Source organism: Albidovulum sediminis, from assembly GCF_025380365.1.
Lineage (GTDB): Bacteria > Pseudomonadota > Alphaproteobacteria > Rhodobacterales > Rhodobacteraceae > Albidovulum > Albidovulum sediminis.
Window position 1 is genome coordinate 1 of the sequence record NZ_JAOCQF010000008.1, and the last position, 15,000, is coordinate 15,000.

Annotated in this window: 18 protein-coding genes; 4 read left to right on the forward strand and 14 right to left on the reverse strand. The window is 64.0% G+C overall.

Annotated features, from left to right (window positions below; all coding sequences use genetic code 11):
- Nucleotides 1-102: 102 nt before the first annotated feature.
- Genes N5I32_RS20305 through N5I32_RS20370 form a run of 14 tightly spaced genes read right to left on the reverse strand, consistent with a single transcriptional unit; the run spans nt 103 to nt 11,519 of the window.
- Nucleotides 103-1,128 carry a TrbL/VirB6 family protein gene (locus N5I32_RS20305; protein ID WP_261497747.1) on the reverse strand — a complete coding sequence of 342 codons (1,026 nt, stop codon included), beginning with the start codon at nt 1,126-1,128 and terminating at the stop codon, nt 103-105.
- The gene (locus N5I32_RS20310; RefSeq protein ID WP_261497748.1) at nt 1,128-1,547 is read right to left on the reverse strand and encodes a hypothetical protein; all 420 of its coding nucleotides are present in this window, start codon (nt 1,545-1,547) and stop codon (nt 1,128-1,130) included. The genes N5I32_RS20305 and N5I32_RS20310 overlap by 1 nt, the downstream gene beginning before the upstream one ends.
- A 17-nt stretch (nt 1,548-1,564) precedes the next feature.
- Entirely contained in the window at nt 1,565-2,599 is a 1,035-nt protein-coding gene (locus N5I32_RS20315; protein WP_261497750.1) for an ATPase, T2SS/T4P/T4SS family, read from the reverse strand.
- Nucleotide 2,600: 1 nt separating this feature from the next.
- Complete coding sequence (locus N5I32_RS20320) at nt 2,601-3,926, reverse strand: TraB/TrbI/VirB10 family type IV secretion system protein (protein ID WP_261497751.1); 1,326 nt, start codon at nt 3,924-3,926, stop codon at nt 2,601-2,603.
- Nucleotides 3,923-4,597 carry a TrbG/VirB9 family P-type conjugative transfer protein gene (locus N5I32_RS20325; protein WP_261497817.1) on the reverse strand — a complete coding sequence of 225 codons (675 nt, stop codon included), beginning with the start codon at nt 4,595-4,597 and terminating at the stop codon, nt 3,923-3,925. Before N5I32_RS20325 ends, N5I32_RS20320 begins: the two co-directional genes overlap by 4 nt.
- Before the next feature lie 35 nt (nt 4,598-4,632).
- Nucleotides 4,633-5,280 carry a VirB8 family type IV secretion system protein gene (locus tag N5I32_RS20330; protein WP_261497818.1) on the reverse strand — a complete coding sequence of 216 codons (648 nt, stop codon included), beginning with the start codon at nt 5,278-5,280 and terminating at the stop codon, nt 4,633-4,635.
- Nucleotides 5,281-5,306: 26 nt separating this feature from the next.
- Nucleotides 5,307-6,104, reverse strand: coding sequence for a type IV secretion system protein (locus tag N5I32_RS20335; RefSeq protein WP_261497752.1), 798 nt, complete (start codon nt 6,102-6,104; stop codon nt 5,307-5,309).
- Nucleotides 6,101-7,267: a lytic transglycosylase domain-containing protein gene (locus N5I32_RS20340; protein WP_261497753.1), complete on the reverse strand. Its 1,167-nt coding sequence runs from the start codon at nt 7,265-7,267 to the stop codon at nt 6,101-6,103. Before N5I32_RS20340 ends, N5I32_RS20335 begins: the two co-directional genes overlap by 4 nt.
- A 4-nt stretch (nt 7,268-7,271) precedes the next feature.
- The gene (locus N5I32_RS20345; RefSeq protein ID WP_261497755.1) at nt 7,272-7,493 is read right to left on the reverse strand and encodes a hypothetical protein; all 222 of its coding nucleotides are present in this window, start codon (nt 7,491-7,493) and stop codon (nt 7,272-7,274) included.
- Nucleotides 7,490-9,886 (reverse strand): VirB4 family type IV secretion/conjugal transfer ATPase, encoded by a 2,397-nt coding sequence (locus tag N5I32_RS20350; RefSeq protein WP_261497756.1) that lies wholly within the window; start codon nt 9,884-9,886, stop codon nt 7,490-7,492. Before N5I32_RS20350 ends, N5I32_RS20345 begins: the two co-directional genes overlap by 4 nt.
- Nucleotides 9,876-10,154, reverse strand: a complete 279-nt coding sequence (locus N5I32_RS20355; RefSeq protein WP_261497757.1) for a VirB3 family type IV secretion system protein — start codon at nt 10,152-10,154, stop codon at nt 9,876-9,878. Before N5I32_RS20355 ends, N5I32_RS20350 begins: the two co-directional genes overlap by 11 nt.
- 9 nt (nt 10,155-10,163) lie before the next feature.
- On the reverse strand, nt 10,164-10,454 hold the full coding sequence (locus N5I32_RS20360; protein ID WP_261497758.1) for a TrbC/VirB2 family protein: 291 nt from the start codon (nt 10,452-10,454) through the stop codon (nt 10,164-10,166).
- On the reverse strand, nt 10,451-11,221 hold the full coding sequence (locus tag N5I32_RS20365) for a lytic transglycosylase domain-containing protein (RefSeq protein ID WP_261497759.1): 771 nt from the start codon (nt 11,219-11,221) through the stop codon (nt 10,451-10,453). The genes N5I32_RS20360 and N5I32_RS20365 overlap by 4 nt, the downstream gene beginning before the upstream one ends.
- The gene (locus tag N5I32_RS20370) at nt 11,160-11,519 is read right to left on the reverse strand and encodes a hypothetical protein (RefSeq protein WP_261497760.1); all 360 of its coding nucleotides are present in this window, start codon (nt 11,517-11,519) and stop codon (nt 11,160-11,162) included. The genes N5I32_RS20365 and N5I32_RS20370 overlap by 62 nt, the downstream gene beginning before the upstream one ends.
- A gap of 197 nt (nt 11,520-11,716) precedes the next feature.
- Between N5I32_RS20370 and N5I32_RS20375 the strand changes: the two genes are divergently transcribed.
- The 4 genes from N5I32_RS20375 to N5I32_RS20390 all read left to right on the forward strand — a co-directional run bounded on the left by N5I32_RS20375 (nt 11,717) and on the right by N5I32_RS20390 (nt 14,951).
- On the forward strand, nt 11,717-11,992 hold the full coding sequence (locus N5I32_RS20375) for a hypothetical protein (RefSeq protein ID WP_261497761.1): 276 nt from the start codon (nt 11,717-11,719) through the stop codon (nt 11,990-11,992).
- A 179-nt stretch (nt 11,993-12,171) separates the two neighbouring features.
- The gene (locus N5I32_RS20380; protein WP_261497762.1) at nt 12,172-13,173 is read left to right on the forward strand and encodes a DUF4236 domain-containing protein; all 1,002 of its coding nucleotides are present in this window, start codon (nt 12,172-12,174) and stop codon (nt 13,171-13,173) included.
- A gap of 594 nt (nt 13,174-13,767) precedes the next feature.
- Entirely contained in the window at nt 13,768-14,460 is a 693-nt protein-coding gene (locus N5I32_RS20385; protein ID WP_036763516.1) for a DNA-3-methyladenine glycosylase I, read from the forward strand.
- 23 nt (nt 14,461-14,483) lie between these two features.
- Nucleotides 14,484-14,951, forward strand: a complete 468-nt coding sequence (locus N5I32_RS20390; protein WP_028720598.1) for a nuclear transport factor 2 family protein — start codon at nt 14,484-14,486, stop codon at nt 14,949-14,951.
- The last annotated feature ends 49 nt before the right edge of the window (nt 14,952-15,000 follow it).

Genomic DNA, 15,000 nt, shown 5'->3' on the forward strand with positions numbered 1-15,000 from the left:
TCATTAACGACGTCGCTATGCACGTCTCTTAGGCCATCAGCCCGACCCAAGGCAGGCGGTAACAATCGGCCGGTTACCATCATTTCGACGTGGGGCTTGACTTCACCGCCCCAACCGCTTCGCCCTCTCAGCCATCCTGACCACCTGCGCGCTCGCGGTCGCCGCAGCGCTTCGTACGGCAGCAGGCGCTTGCACTGCCGCCCGCCCGATCACCTCACCGGTGGTCAGCGCCCCGATCCGCGCTCTGCCCTGCACACCAGAGGTGTTCATCAGCCCCCGCAGCACCCCTGCAGACCCGCTGACGATTGCAGGTGCTGCGGCGACCATCAGGTTCCCCGAGATACCCCGCACGATCAGGGGCGTCGCCGCAACGAAGCCCTTGGCCAGGAACACCATGACGAAGAACGGCACCAGCGAGCCTATGTTGGTCGCGGAGTTCGGATCACCGAGCTGGGCCAAGAGCGAATTCGCCATGCCGACCACGGTCGAGAACATGGCGGCGATGACGATGGGGTAGAAGGCGTAGCTGATCGTCGTCGAGACCCATCTGTGGAAGAAATCCTTGGTCGCATCGAAGAGCGACAGGGCGATCATGATCGGCGCAAGACCGAGCATCAGTGTCAGCATCATCTTGGCGAAGATGAGGACAATGCCGGTCATGAAGCCAAGGAGGCTGAGCAGCACGAGGCCGATTCCGCCGAGGATCGCGCCAGTCATCCAGTTCAGGTTGTTACCGATCGCGTTCAGGTATTGGCTGAACTCCGTGATGAGATCATCGAACTCGGCGGCAAAGTACGTGGCCCCTGCCCCGCCGCCACCGACCGAGGAGATCAGGGCCCCGGCGACATAGTCGAGTCCGCCGATAACGGCATTGGCGACCGCGTTGAAGTTGGCCCAGTTGAAGGCAAAGAGACCTATCAGCGTCAGCTTGATCAGGTACCAGAAGAAGCTGGCCCCATCCATGCTGCGGAACTGGAAGGCCATGTTGATACAGACGCCGATCAGCGAGAGCGTGACCATCAGCAGGACGATCGTGCCGGTATTGCTGGCCACAGCCCCGAACTGGGACTCTGCCGCATCGGCAAGGAAGCCGTCGGCCGTTCCGACCATCCAGCTGACGATGCTCATTACCAGTTGCCTTGCGTTTCGCAGATATCCTGGACGTCGCGGGCAATCTGGTTCTGCTCGTTCCGAATGGCCAGCCGAGCTTGAGTGTGCTCCGCTTGGGTGCTTGTCGCGAACCGTTCCTCGTACTCGGCGGAGGCGGCATCCCATGACGGGAAGCGCACATCACAGCCGCAGTCGCCAGCTTCCTTGATCGCCTCCCAGGACCGCAACTCATAGAGCCGCATCAACGTCAGCGCCTTGTAGGACTCGCGCGGGTGGACCTCGTCCATCCAGGTCGGCCGTGCGGGCCGGTCGTTGCAGATCCGGTACTGCTGGGGCGTGACCGTCACGGTGAGATCATTCGTGACCTGAGGCGAGGTCTGGGCCGCGAGGGGCGCGGCCAACAGGGTGACAGCTGCGGCGAGGGTGATCTTGCGCATGGGGTTTTCCTTTCGGTTCATTCGGCCGCGACCGCAGCACGCTCGGCGGCTCCGGTTCCGGCAGTGTTCTGATCTGGATGTCGCGCCTGCCCCGGCAGGAAGAACTCGGTGATGCCGCGGGCGCCGTCATGGCGACCGGCCTGGATGATCACGTCGATGGAGCCCTCGATGTAGTCTACCATGTCGGCATAGGTCATCGGCACATCGGTCTTGAGCGCGGCAATGGCGAGACGGCGGACGGCCAGTTGCGGGGTTTCGGCATGCAGGGTTGTGAGCGAGCCGCCATGGCCGGTGTTGATCGCCTCGAGGAAGGTCATGGCCTCGCGGCCACGGACCTCGCCCAGCACGATCCGGTCGGGCCGCATCCGCAGGGTGGAGGCCAGAAGCACATCCGCGCTGCGGGCTTCGGTGTCGCGATCAGCAATCAGCGTCACGGCGTTTGGCTGCTCGGGGCGCAGTTCTGCCGCCTCCTCGATGGTGATGATTCGCTCCTCGGGTGGGATCAGAGAGAGGATCTTGCGCGCCGCCACAGTCTTGCCGGTTGAGGTGCCCCCCGAGACGATCATGTTGAGCTTGTTCTCGACGCAGAACCGCAGGGCGGCGTCGATGTCGCCGGAGGCCACCACATCGCGCAGGGCGGCGTTTCGTTCGCGGCGCAGACCTTCGAGGCTGCGCTCCTTGCCATAGAGGAACCCAAGCCGGATTGCCTCCAGCGGCAGGGAGGAGAAGAACCGCAACGATATGGAAAACCCACCCTCGACGGCCGGGGGCTGGATCACCTGCGCGCGGATAGGCCGGTCCCGATAGAGGATCGAGACCGATACGATGGGCTTCTTGGTGCTGAGCGTGGTCGAGGCGGCCGAGGCGATCTGGTTGCCGAGGTCCTTGATTTCGGTCTGGGTGAGCGGCGTGCCGAGGCCCCGCATGAAATGATCGCCCTGGAACTCGCCCCAGACCTGCCCATCGGGGTTGATGCAGATCTCGATCGTGTCGTCCCGTTGCACGGGCGTGCCGAGACGATCGAGCGAGGCTTCGAGATAGCTTGCTGCCATGTCAGAAGATCTCCAGATCGCGGTCGACCATGACCGTGATCCGGGTGCCTTGGTCGACATGGATCACGGGCCGGATCGCCAGATAGTCCTGCATCACGCTCTGGGTGCTGTCGCGCAGGTCGGTGCCCACGTCGCTCGCGATGTCGGCCGCAGCCTCATCCTCGATCTGTCCGGCCGCGGCTGCGGGCAAGGCCCCGATCAGCGAGATCAGCGCGGCCGATCCAAACCGCTGGGCGAAGCGGGTGTCGACAAAGCCGGTGGTGCCGGTGCGGCCGAGCTCGTCCCCGCCGAAGGCGCTGATTTCCACGGTCTGGTTGTCGGGCAGGATGATGCGATCCCAGGCCACCATGACCCGAGACTGCGCGAGCGCCACATCGGAGCGATAGCGCCCTACGAGACGTGCGCCGCGCGGAATCAGGACGCGCGTGCCGTCGAAGGAATGAACGTCTTCGGAGACGATGGCGCGGATGGCACCAGGCAGCGTGCTGTCGAGCGCCGTCTCGGTCACGGCCTGGATCATCGTGCCCTGCACGACGGTGTTGCCAGGGTTCACGATCACCTCGGCCCGCGTCACCGGGGCGGGTCTGGCACCCGCGCGCACGAAGGCTTCGTCTTCATTCAAGCGCGCGGCCTCGAGGCTGTTCTCTCGGTCGGTCCCTGCCCCCATCCCGGAAAACGCGATCATGGGCGACGCGATTCGTTCGGCCCGGGCCTCCGCTTCGGCGATGCGGCGGCGTTCAAGTTCCGCGAGCCGCAACTCCTCCTCGTTCGGGCCGAGGTCAGTCGGCTCAGGCGGGGTCAGCCGCGCGACCTCGAGGTCCATGCGCAGCTGGTCGAGCTCGCGATCGCGTTCGGTCAACTGCCGTTCGAGCGCGCGCTGCGCCTCGGTCGAGGCGGTCTGCAGTGCCGCGATTTGCGCTGTCAGATCAGCGATGGCCTGTTCTGCCCCGCTATCCGATGCCTCGACGGGCCGCGCGCGCAGGTCTTCGAGTTCCGCGCGCAGCGTCGCAAGGCTTTCCATCAGTGCCAGTTCCGACTCGGTTGGGCTGGTCTCGGCCGGCGGAGGCGGTGCAGGCTCGACCACGGGCATGGGCGCGAGGTCACCGAAGCCCGATCCTGTCGTCTGGAACTCTTCGGGGGCCGCCGTTGGAAGCGGTGCCTCCGGCGATGGCTGCAGGGCGGCCCAGGCCAGGCCGCCCACGGCCACGATGCCGGCCACGCCGACGATTGCGGCCAGCGGGGAGTGCCGTGCACCACCGCGCTTCTTGTCGCCCGTCGCTTCGAGAGCCGCCAGGCGCGCGGCGAGATCTTCTGTGTCCTGGCTCATGATGTGGGCCCACCCATATCCTGAACACAGACCTCGTCTTCGCCGAGGCGCAGGACCCATTGCCGGTTCACGCCCGAGACCCGAATGACACCATCCTCGAGTGCTGTGCTGTTCACCGCCCGCTCGCCGCCGTTCGCGTAGCGGAAGATCGCGGGGACAGGAGCGTTCCGTGCAAAGCGGAAGTAGGTGAAGGTGCCATCATCCCAGACGGCCGTCGGTGTGAACTCCTCGCTTGCGCTGACCGCGTAGTTCGCATTCGGCGCATCAGCGGCAACCGCCCGGGTTGGCTGTACGCGGCTCTCAGGATAGCGGAACTGTACGACGTAATGCGGGGTCTCGCGCGCCTCGACGACGTGGAAGTAGTAGGAACGGCGGTTCGTGTAGACCGTGATGTTGGTGGCCACACCCGAGGCTGCCGGCTTGATCGCGAAGGCGCGCCCGCCTGGCACACCGTCGAACTGGAAGCCCACCGTATCGCCCGCGATGATCGAGCGGATGGTCTCGCCCTCGCCGAATTCGACGGTGGTGACCCGGGTCAGGGTGGTGACGATCCGGTAGACTTGGCCTTCGGTCCAGTTGGCAACCCGGACGCGGTTGTCATGGGCCCCCGGGCGCGGTGTGGTCTCAGCCAACGCTGTGGGCGCCATGAGGGCCAGCGCACCAGCGACCATAATGGCGTGGACGGATGTGAGAACGGGAACAGAGGTCATTCGGAACGGTCCGATCGGATGGCATATTGGGTGACGGTGAAGCCGAAGGGGTTTTGCCAGACGTCGTCGATCGAGCGGGTCCGTTCGGGTTGGAAGGCAAACATCAATGTTGCGGTGAATGACCCGTCCTGCGCCCCTTGCGGGCTGGTCAGGCGCTTCCTGAGGCGCACCTGCGCGCGGTTCTCGCCGATCAGCGTGATCGAGGCGATCTCGACAGCCATCTCTGCCGCGGGGCCATAGCGGGTCGGCGGATAGCTCTCCTGCCCCGAGGTCCACATGGCGCGCATGCTGGCCTCGGCCGCCCCGGTGGATTGCGCCAGCACCCGGCGCACGCGCAGATCGTTGTCGAGCTGGTTGTAGGCCTCGCGGTCGAGGATGTAGCGGTAGATCTGCGCCTCGATGATCGCAGGCCGCTCGGCTAGTCGCACCGTTTCGACCGTGGCATTGGGCAGGGCCAGACCCGTCGCGGGGTCATAAGGCACGACGACCGGTGGGGGCGTCTCGACCATCAGGGCAACGGCCGCAGCGGCAAGGCAGCCGATGACACCGAAGCCCGCCCCGCCAAGACCGATCATCCGCCAGAGCTGCTCCCGGCGCAGCGCGCCATGGATCAGTTCCTCTTCAACGAGTTCCCGCGCACTCATGCCTGCCGTCATGTCGGGTGTCTTGCTCATGGCGCGAGGCTCGGCAGGGTAAAGTCCATGTAGCGGCGCTCTTCGGCGACGGTGGCCGCATCCACCACGCCCGCATTGCCCGCGCCGAGGGTCTGGATGGCTTCAAGTTCCCACATCCGAGTCATGGCGATGGCCAGTTCCGCCGTGACGCGGGTGTTGTGGTCCATCGATGCCTTCAGGTCCTCCATGTCGGGGATCATCGCGACGAGCTGTTCAACGCGTTCGAGTGATTGGGCGGCCTCGGCATGGCTGTTCTGGGCCGCCGCCGACATCACGGCGCCGGTCGTGGCGCGGGTGGCGACACCTTCTGCGCCCGGATTGCCACTGGTGGCGATCTCGCGCAGCGAGTCCTCGTCGAACCCGGCACTGGCAAGGGCCTGTTCCATCTGCGTGCGCAGAGGGCCCGCATTGGGGCCGATCAGGCTCGACCAGTCACCCGCCTGGATCCCCCTGATCAGTCCGGGGATGTCTTCGAAATTGGCCTGCAGGAGATTGTCGAGGTCACCGCCCATGGCGAGGCCGAGGATGCTGCGCGGCCCGGTCAGCGAGGCATACATCTCCTCGAGCTGATCGAACTGCTGCTGCAGGAGGTCGAGCTGTGCCAGCGCATTGTCCAGAAGATCGGTCTGGATCCCGAAATCCTGCAGCATCTGCTGAAGCTGACGAATTTCCTGGGCGATGTTCTGCGTGTCGACCGTGGGCACGCCCTGTGCGGCGACGGGGGCCGCGAGGGCAAGGCCAAGCGCGAGGGTCGCGGCGGTAGTGGTAAGGGAAATGCGCAATGGCCTTCTCATCGCAATGTCTCCTGGGTGAAATCCATATATTGCCGCTCGGCGGCTTGGGCGGCGGCCATGGCGAGTTGTTCCTCGCTCAGCGGTTGGGTGTAAGCGGCCTTGATCCGGGTCCGGATCGCGACCAATCGGGCCAGCTCGGCGCGCGCATAGGTGTTGAGCGCGATGGCCTCGTGCAGGTCCTCGGTCTCGCCGATGCGGGTGATGATGTCCTGCATACGCAGGGCGGCAGCGCGGACCGAGACCAGCGAGTAGTCGCCATAAACGCCTGCACCATGGGCCGAGAGGCTGAAACTTGCGTTGGCAAGGAGCACAGGGTCGATGGTGCCGAGCGCATCGATGCCGCCCACGGCGGCGAGGTAGCTGTTGTACTGCTGCGGGATCACCACAACGTAATGCTGGGTTTCCGCGAAGGGCGGGACGCCGCCGTAGTCCTGCACGCGTCCCGGGCCTGCGTTGTAAGCGGCAAGCGCATGGATGATGTTGCCATCGAACATGTTCAGCATCATCGCGAGGTAACGCGCACCGCCTGTGACCTGCAGGTACGGGTCGTCGTAATAGGCCGGGTTGATGCCAAGATCGCTAGCGGTAGCGGGCATGATCTGCGTGAGCCCGAAAGCCCCAACGGGGGAGCGTGCCCCGATCTGGAACCGGCTTTCCTGCCAGATCAGCGCTTGCAGCAGGCAGCGCCACTGGACCAGCGACAGCCCCGCGCGGCTTACACCCGGTAGGCTATGCGTGTCGCGTGCGGCACGGATAATCAGCTCCTCGATCCCTTCCCGGGCATCGCCGAACATCCGGGCTGCGGCCGGGTTGTTGTCCTCGGGCGCGTAGAGGCTGGCCGCAGCACTCTCGACGTCCTCAACCGCCCCCTGCCCCGCTTCGAGCCCGGCCGCGGTGCCAGCCACATCGCCCGAGCCGAGGGACATGGCATCCATCAGCCCTTCGAGCGAGGCGAGTTGCTGGCGTTCGATCTCGGCCAGCTCCTCCTCGCGCGTCAGCCGGTCCTGCTGCAGCGCCAGATCCTGTTCGGTCTGATCGAGGATTGCCTGCCGCTCTGCGAAGAGGCGCAGGTCGAAGGTCGGCACACCCTGGGCAACCGCTGGCCCCGCTGTGGGACCTGCAAGCGCGAGGCCGATCATCGAGAGGGGGAGCCAGCTCCGCATCCGCTCAGCCACCCGCCCCCAGCATCACGAATTCGCAGGCCGTATCGCGCCGCGTGACGTCCGCGCCCATGGTCGAGATCGTCGTCGTGGCGGTGGCAGTTCCCGCCTGTACAGGCGCGTCGCGGAAGTTGAAGCAGTTGGCCTGCGCGGGGTTATACTGCGCGCAGGCTGTCAGGCTCAGGCCAACGCCAAGCAGCACGGCGCTGCGCGTGATGGTACGGGTCATATCACTCTCCAGAAATCAGGGCGGTCGCGGTAATCGGAGCCAACAAGAGCCTCGCCCTTCTCCATGCCGCCAAGGATGGTCACGAGGGGACCGAGGGCGCTGAGATCGGCGTCGATCACCACCGCGCCACGGTCATCGCGCACTAGCGCGAGGCGAGAGGCGGAGCCGACGCCCAGAAGCACGTCGAGTTCTTTCTCGCTGAGGCCGAGCATGGCGTAGTCGGCAGCCGAGGCGCGGATGTTGGGCAGGAGCACCTGGGTTGGCACGGCTTCGACGATGGTCTTGCCGGTCCGGGTGCGCTCGAGCTGGCTGGCATACTGGGTCATCATCACGACGACCGCGTTCTGTTTGCGGGCGGTCACCAGCCAGTTCGAGAGCCGCTCGGCGAAATACGCGTTGTCGAGCGCCTTCCAAGCCTCGTCGATCACGATGATCGTGGGCTTGCGGTCCTCGATCACCCGCTCGACCCGGCGAAAGAGGTAGGACAGAACCGCCATGCGTTCCCGCTCGCTCTCGGAATCGAGGATGCCGGTCAGGTCGAAGCCCGCGACGTCAGCGTCGGTGCTGCCCCCGATTTGGAACGTGTCGTTCGCGTTCGCCCCAAAGATCCAGCCGTAGCGGCCATCGGCCGTCCATTCCTGCATCCGCTCGAAGAGATCGCCCTCGTCGTCGGTCGAGACGAGGAGTGAGGCGAAGTCGGACCAGTTGCGCAGCCCCGCGTTCCCCGCACTGGCGTTCTGGCGCACGACCTCCTGCAGGCGGTTAGTCTGCACCGGGGTCAGGGGCCGGTCCCGGCGCTCGAGGAGGCTTGCAAGCCAGTCGGCAAGCCAGGCCTGCCCGCGGGCGTCGATCTCGGTCTGGAGGGGATTGAGCCCCGTGGGTCGCCCTGCCCGCACGGTCGAATAGCTGCCGCCGAGCGCGCGGACCGCCATTTCCATGCCGACGCGATAGTCGAAGACGAAGACCCGCGCACCTGCCCGCCGTGCCATGGTCATGAGGAAAGCCGCCAGCACGGATTTGCCCGATCCGGGGCGGCCGAGGATCAACGTGTGGCCACCTGTGGGCTCACGGTCCGGCGCGCCCTGTTCGTGAAAGTTGAAGCGGAACCCGCTGCGCTCAGGCGTCGGGAACAGCGTGATCGGCACGCCCCAGGGCACTTCCCTGCCAGTTTTGCCCAGTGGCGTGCGGTGGAAGGTGGCGAGATCGGCAAAGTTGTGGTTCGTGATCGCGGCCTTGCGGCTGCGCGCGCCAGTGTTTCCCGGATGCTGCGCCATGAAATGCGCCCGCGCGCCGAAGGCTTCCGAGATCAGGTTGATGCCGGAGGTGGCGGAGATGTTGCGGATCTCGGCCGCGATGTCGTCGAGCGCGGTCTGGGATCGCGCGTAAACCGCCACCGTCATATGATGCTCGCCGAAGATCAAGCGTTTGGATTCCAGATCGTCCTGGGCGAGTTCCAACTCCTGCGCGAGGCTGACGGCCCCGTCATTGGCCGCCTGCATCAGTCGCAGCTGCCGCTTGATCCGGCCTGCCATGATGTTGGCGTTGATCGGCACGAAGGAGTGAGTGACCACCATGTCTACGGGCAGGTTCAGCTCGTCGAGCATCAGGCTGTCGGTCTTGGCGGGATAGTTCTTCACCGCGAAGATCGCGCCGAGCTTGTCGCCTACGGCACCGTCGGAGAGCGCAATGGTCGTGCCGCGGAAGGTGACGCGGGTATTGGCGACATCCTCGGCGATGACGCCCAGGCGTGATCGCGGGAAGAGTGGGTGCTCTTCGCCCGTGTTCAGGGAGCCGAGGAAGCCCAGAAGCTCGCCGCTGCTGGCGGCCAAGAGGCGAGGCTTCAGCTCATCGAAGGACGACAGGAGAAACCCCACCACCTCGTCGAGCTTGCGCAAGCGCCGGGTCGTGTCCGCGGCATGCCGTGCGCGGGACGCGCCCAGACCGAAGGGCAAGCGGCTGCCGGTCTCTGGGCGCTTCAGCACGGTCAGGGTCAGGGTCTTGTCGCGCAGGCCTGCCCGACCCAGATGCGCGCGCCAGCGCTGATCGATGGCGGCAGCGAAGCCCTCGCCCGGGATGGGCGGCAGAGACACGTCGACCGCTTTCGAGACCTTGTGCAGGTAGAAGGAGAACTCGGTCCCTACCTGCGCGACGATCCCGGCGAGAAGCCCGCCGATCCGGTCGAGATGGGCGTCTTCGCTCGTGGTGCTGTTCACCCCTTCGAGGCGGATACACTGCATCAATTCGTTGCCGCGGGTCCGGATCGTCCGGTCGGTCACGAGGCTGACGTAAGGCAGCATCGACGACAGCCGCTTCTCACCCTTGACCCATGCGGGCAGCGCGGTGAGAGGATCGAGACCCTCCGCCACGTCATCGACAAATCCATCACGGGGCATAGCTGTCGCCTCCGTGGAGCTTGCGGTTCGCCGTGGGTGGGGTTTCCTGCAAGGTGATCACCAGGACGTCGAGGAAGTTCGGATCCCAGTCCGCGGCTTTCCAAAGCGCCGGCCAAGCCAGCCCCGCGAAGACGGCCACCACCCAGCTCTGCACCCAGAGGAACAGGAGCGTCGAGCCGAAGAGCCAGACCATTGCGTACATGATCGGCAGGCCCATCAGCTTGGGCGGCCTGAGAAGGCCGATGAACACGCGGGACTGCTCCGACATGGGTCTTGCTCAGGTCGTCCAGATGGCGGCGACGATGGTGGGCGCCGCGGCGATGCCCGCGATCGCGACCACGACCCAGAGCGCCTGACGGAAATCGAGGATGCCGAAGAGCCAGGAGAGGAACACGCCGATCAGCGCGAGCGTGCCGATCACGATGCCCAAGGGACCGGTGATCGCATCGACGATGCCCTGCAGCAGGGTCTGCACAGGTGACAGGTCAATGCTTTGGGCCAGAGCTGGGCCGGCCAGCACGATGAGGGCCATCGCGCCGAGCGCAATAATTGAAGTTTTGGACGTCACGAAAGGTCTCCTCTCAACCGCTGGAACACGGCTGTCACACGGGCCACATGGCCTTGGGTTTCTCGAAAGGGGGGAATGCCGCCATGGCGGGTGACCGCATGGGGGCCGGCATTGTAGGCCGCGAGCGCCAGCGCGGGATCGCCGAACTGCTCGAGCATCATCAGAAGGTAACGGGCCGAGCCGTCGAGGTTCTGGGCGATGTCATGGGGATCGACGCCGAGATCGCGCGCGGTATCAGGCATCAGCTGGCCGAGTCCGATGGCGCCGACGGGGCTGCGCGCGCCGGGATTGTACGCGCTCTCGACCTCGATATTGGCGCGGTAGAACAGCGCCCAATCGGTGACCGACAGGCCCGCCCGACGCAGGGCGTCATGGCTGCCGTAGCGCAGCGCCGTGGTCTCGATGGCGTGGAGGATTTCGGGTGAGGCGCGCACGGCGCGCGGGGCGACCGCTGCTGCAGCCGTCACATCGCTCAGGGGAGCATCATCCCCATGGGACTGCGGTGCGGCAAAGAGAAAGAGACGATCTGGAAGGGGCCCAGTCTGGGCATCTTCTTCGCCAGTGAACGAGCGCAAGGTGCTCGCAGTCTCGGCAGTGTCGATCAGTCGGCCATCGGGGCTGACTTGGAAGATGAAACCGTCGGCAAGGGCCGGGGGTGCTGAACAAACACCTGTACCCAATGCAACGACGAGCGCAAAAGCGCGGTCAGTTGTCCTTGACCAGAACCGGGCCGGTTCGTGGCTCGGGCGTGCGCCCGGGTGCTGCATGGCGCTCGCGGGCGCCTTCGATGAGCGGGATGCTGGCGGTCGTGCAGCCCATGTCGGCAAGGAAGCTGACAAGGCCGACGATGGTCTTGAAATCGCGCAGCTTGAGGACGCTGCGGCTGGTGACGAGCATCTTGTCGTCGCGCCCATCCGGTGCAACCGCCCGAATGACCCAGGCGCCGTACCAGCTGTTGTGGCGCTTCTCGGCGCCTTCCTTGCAGACCACCTCGATGAGATAGCCCTCGGCAAGGAGGCCGCGCAGCCCGTCTTCTGTAACCACATTCGGTGCTTCTTCTATCATGGCCTCCCGCTTTCGGTCCTTTCTCTGCCTGAGGTGCAGTATCGGTCCCACGGGGTCGCAACACCGCGGGCGATACAATACAACATGAACGATAGCAAGACAATTAAAACGACTTGACGCAGATTGCCTTGCTCCGATAACGGTGATAGCTGACAACATCGTGATCTTAAAGGCGGCAAAGGAGTTTTGCCCTGCACATGTCCTGTGCGTGCAACATCCCACTGGCGCTGCTGATCACCGTCCTAGTGGTGAGTAGTCCGGCCCATGCCTGCATCCCGCCCGAACGGCCGTTCCTGCCCGCGTCCCGAGAAGACATGCGCACCTATGCGGACCTGATCCGGGGGGATTTCGAGGCCTATATCGCCGACGTGCAGGAGTATTTCCGTTGCCTCGACGAGGAGCGCGCGCGGGCCTTTGTGGAAGCGAGGGAAGTGAGCGAGGAATACGGGCGGTTCATCGAGGCTGTCGAGTAGCCCCCCTCCCGCTGGCACTGGGCGCCCCTGATCCTGTGCCGATGATACGTTGATGATTTTGTTGGAACATGTTCGGCCTTGATCCCGTCCAAGGCCGCACGCATCGGTTGCCTATGCGGCGGCCATGCGGTTCAATCAGAGTTCGTCTTCGGCCAATTTACTGAAAGGATTTACGCCCCGTGTCACTGCGTTTCTGGCAACGTATCCGTCCTGCGCCCGGGGTGACGCTGAACCTCTCGAAATCGACGGCATCTCTGTCGTTCGGTCCTCGTGGTGCCAAATACACCGTCAGCCCCCGGGGGAACCGCGCCACACTCGGCCTCCCGGGCTCGGGCCTCTTCTACACCATTCAGGACCGCAAGGGCGCGCGTGCAGCCACCCCAACACGGGACAAGCTTTCCCTCGGGTTTTTCCGAAGGCTCGTGACCCCACCCGAGGAAAAGGCCTTCATAGACGGGCTGCGTGCGCTGAACGACGGTGATGAGAATGCAGCACTCTCACAGCTGGAAGCCGCAAGCGAACTGCCCGACGCCGCCTGGATGGCTGGCATGATCCGCTTGAAGCGGGAGGCATTTGCGCAGGCGCGCGTGCATCTGGAAGGCGCGCTTGCGGCGGGTGACGGGCTCGGCGCGCTGTTCACGAAATATGATCTCTCGCCCCAAAGCAATCTGCCGATCGCCAAGGGCATTTATGCGCATATCTCCCCCACCGAACGCGGCACACGGCTTGCGCTGGTGGAACTGTGCGAGGCGAGCGGGGACGCCGAAGGCGCGGCGCAGCATCTCGAGAGGCTGCTGGTCATCGCGCCGGAGGATCCCGTGGTGCTCTTGTCCTTCGTCCAGATCGGGCTCGACACACCTCAAGATCACGACCTGCTGGACAGGGTGATCGCCTTGACCGCCGCAACCCAGAACGAGACGCCCATCGACACGGGCATTCTGCTCTACCGGGCTCGAGCGCTCGCCGCCCGTGGCCTGCCCGACGCAGCCATCGAGGTGCTGACCCGCGCTGGCCGCCGCCGCAAGGACCGCCCCGATCGTCTCCTCCACCAGATCCGTCATGACCGCGCGGAGCTCTACGAACGCGTGGGTCGCAAGGCCCAGGCACGACGTGAGTTCGAGAAGCTCTACGTGGAGGCACCGGAGTTTGAAGGGTTGGCTGAGCGACTGGGGTTGAGGTGATGAGTTCGTCGCGATGGGCGGATTCCAGCCATCCGCTGCGGGTGCAAAGCGACCGAGCGATTTCAGCGGGAGCTGACATTGGGACGAGGTTGAACCGTTTCTTCTCGGCACTGCCGCAAGGCGGCTTGGGGCCCAACCTGTGGATTGGATTTTCGTGCTGCACGCGCGCACAACGCGAAAAATGCCGCGATAGTGAGAAAACTGGCTCCGTCGCTCAAAGAAAAGCCGCTTATTCGTGGGTGGCGCAATATGGGTCACGTGTTAAACCTACAAGTCGCGGGACAGAACCGCCGTTTACGACGGAGGCTAATGTCGGCCCTTGGGGTGACCGCCCGCATATCAGGGCAAGTCAACATGGGCGCCTTGTGCGTGACTGGGTGACAACGATTGTCCTGTAACCCAGTGGATACGGGACACACTCGATGCGCCGAACCTAAGCTGCGGAGATTTGCCGACGAACGGGCAGCTATTGAAACTATGCCTGCGTTCTATTGGAAAAGACTGAGGCCTTTCCCTAGTCTAGTGGAGACCGCCCGGCACACCGGAAGTGGCCACTCTCGACATCCCCGGAACCACATTCTTGAAGTAGGCTTGATGAGACCTTTCCGCGAAATTCTGTCGATGGCTGTGAAGAGACACGGCAGTCTTGAGGCCGTTGAGGCGCGCATTGAACACCCGGCACCCATCACAGACCTGCTTGCACGCAGTGACGATCGATGGCTCGCAGATATGACACGACACGTCTTCAACGCGGGCTTCAGCCGTAAGGTGATCCGCGACAAATGGCCGGGATTCGAAGCAGCTTTCAAAGGGTTTGACCCAAGCGTTTGCGCAATAATGGATGACGACTGGTTCGATATGCTGCTCAAAGATCCGCGCATCGTGCGCAACGGGGCGCGGATCCGATCCGTTCAGCGCAACGCGATGTTCATTCTGGACGAGACAGAAAGACATGCCAGCTTTGGCGCTTTCATCGCCGCGTGGCAGCACAAGGATTTCGCCGACGTTCTTGATTATCTGCGCAAGCATGGTGATCGACTGGGCGACAAGACCGCCCAGTATTTCCTGCGCGAAGCCGGTGTAGATTCCTATGTTTTGTCGTTTGATGTCTTGAAACGCCTGTCACTCGAAGGGGTTGCTGACACTCTGCCAGCGTCGTCGAAACAGCGGCGCGCCATACAGAACGCCTTTGACGGATGGAAAGAAGAGTCGGGCAAGTCGCTGACATACATCAGCCGCGTGCTCGCCATGAGTGTCGAAAGCGACCGCCAGCCAAGATTTACATAAACATTCCCAGAAAGGATCAATGAATGGAACAACGCCAACCTCTCCCGCCCTTTACGCGTGAGACAGCAATTCAGAAGGTCCGCCTTGCCGAAGATGGCTGGAACGGTCGCAATCCAGAGGCAGTATCCAAAGCCTATACAGTAAACACCAAATGGCGCAACCGCGCGACATTTGTGAATGGTCGCGATGAGGTGGTAGCTTTCCTAGCGGACAAATGGGCCAAGGAATTGGACTACCGACTGGTCAAGGAACTCTGGGCCTTCACGGATAACCGCATCGCGGTTCGATACGCGTATGAATACCACCATGCTGATGGAAACTGGTTCCGCGCCTATGGCAACGAGAATTGGGAGTTTGACGAGAATGGCCTGATGACGAACCGGCACGCCAGCATCAATGATCTGCCGATCAAGGAAAGCGAGCGTCTGTTCCACTGGCCTTTGGGACGCCGTCCTGATGACACGTCAAGTCTTTCTGAATTGGGACTGTGAGGATGAGCGGGGGCCCTTTTCACGATGGTGAACGCCTTGTCCAGAAAGC

Coding starts and splice junctions, on each gene's coding strand:
- N5I32_RS20385 (WP_036763516.1), top strand. CDS start 13,768: ATGAGACCTTTCCGCGAAATTCTGTCGATGGCTGTGAAGAGACACGGC.
- N5I32_RS20315 (WP_261497750.1), bottom strand. CDS start 2,599: ATGGCAGCAAGCTATCTCGAAGCCTCGCTCGATCGTCTCGGCACGCCC.
- N5I32_RS20330 (WP_261497818.1), bottom strand. CDS start 5,280: ATGAGTGCGCGGGAACTCGTTGAAGAGGAACTGATCCATGGCGCGCTG.
- N5I32_RS20350 (WP_261497756.1), bottom strand. CDS start 9,886: ATGCCCCGTGATGGATTTGTCGATGACGTGGCGGAGGGTCTCGATCCT.
- N5I32_RS20320 (WP_261497751.1), bottom strand. CDS start 3,926: ATGAGCCAGGACACAGAAGATCTCGCCGCGCGCCTGGCGGCTCTCGAA.
- N5I32_RS20325 (WP_261497817.1), bottom strand. CDS start 4,597: ATGGTCGCTGGTGCGCTGGCCCTCATGGCGCCCACAGCGTTGGCTGAG.
- N5I32_RS20370 (WP_261497760.1), bottom strand. CDS start 11,519: ATGATAGAAGAAGCACCGAATGTGGTTACAGAAGACGGGCTGCGCGGC.
- N5I32_RS20390 (WP_028720598.1), top strand. CDS start 14,484: ATGGAACAACGCCAACCTCTCCCGCCCTTTACGCGTGAGACAGCAATT.
- N5I32_RS20375 (WP_261497761.1), top strand. CDS start 11,717: ATGTCCTGTGCGTGCAACATCCCACTGGCGCTGCTGATCACCGTCCTA.
- N5I32_RS20335 (WP_261497752.1), bottom strand. CDS start 6,104: ATGAGAAGGCCATTGCGCATTTCCCTTACCACTACCGCCGCGACCCTC.
- N5I32_RS20305 (WP_261497747.1), bottom strand. CDS start 1,128: ATGAGCATCGTCAGCTGGATGGTCGGAACGGCCGACGGCTTCCTTGCC.
- N5I32_RS20365 (WP_261497759.1), bottom strand. CDS start 11,221: ATGCAGCACCCGGGCGCACGCCCGAGCCACGAACCGGCCCGGTTCTGG.
- N5I32_RS20310 (WP_261497748.1), bottom strand. CDS start 1,547: ATGCGCAAGATCACCCTCGCCGCAGCTGTCACCCTGTTGGCCGCGCCC.
- N5I32_RS20355 (WP_261497757.1), bottom strand. CDS start 10,154: ATGTCGGAGCAGTCCCGCGTGTTCATCGGCCTTCTCAGGCCGCCCAAG.
- N5I32_RS20340 (WP_261497753.1), bottom strand. CDS start 7,267: ATGCGGAGCTGGCTCCCCCTCTCGATGATCGGCCTCGCGCTTGCAGGT.
- N5I32_RS20345 (WP_261497755.1), bottom strand. CDS start 7,493: ATGACCCGTACCATCACGCGCAGCGCCGTGCTGCTTGGCGTTGGCCTG.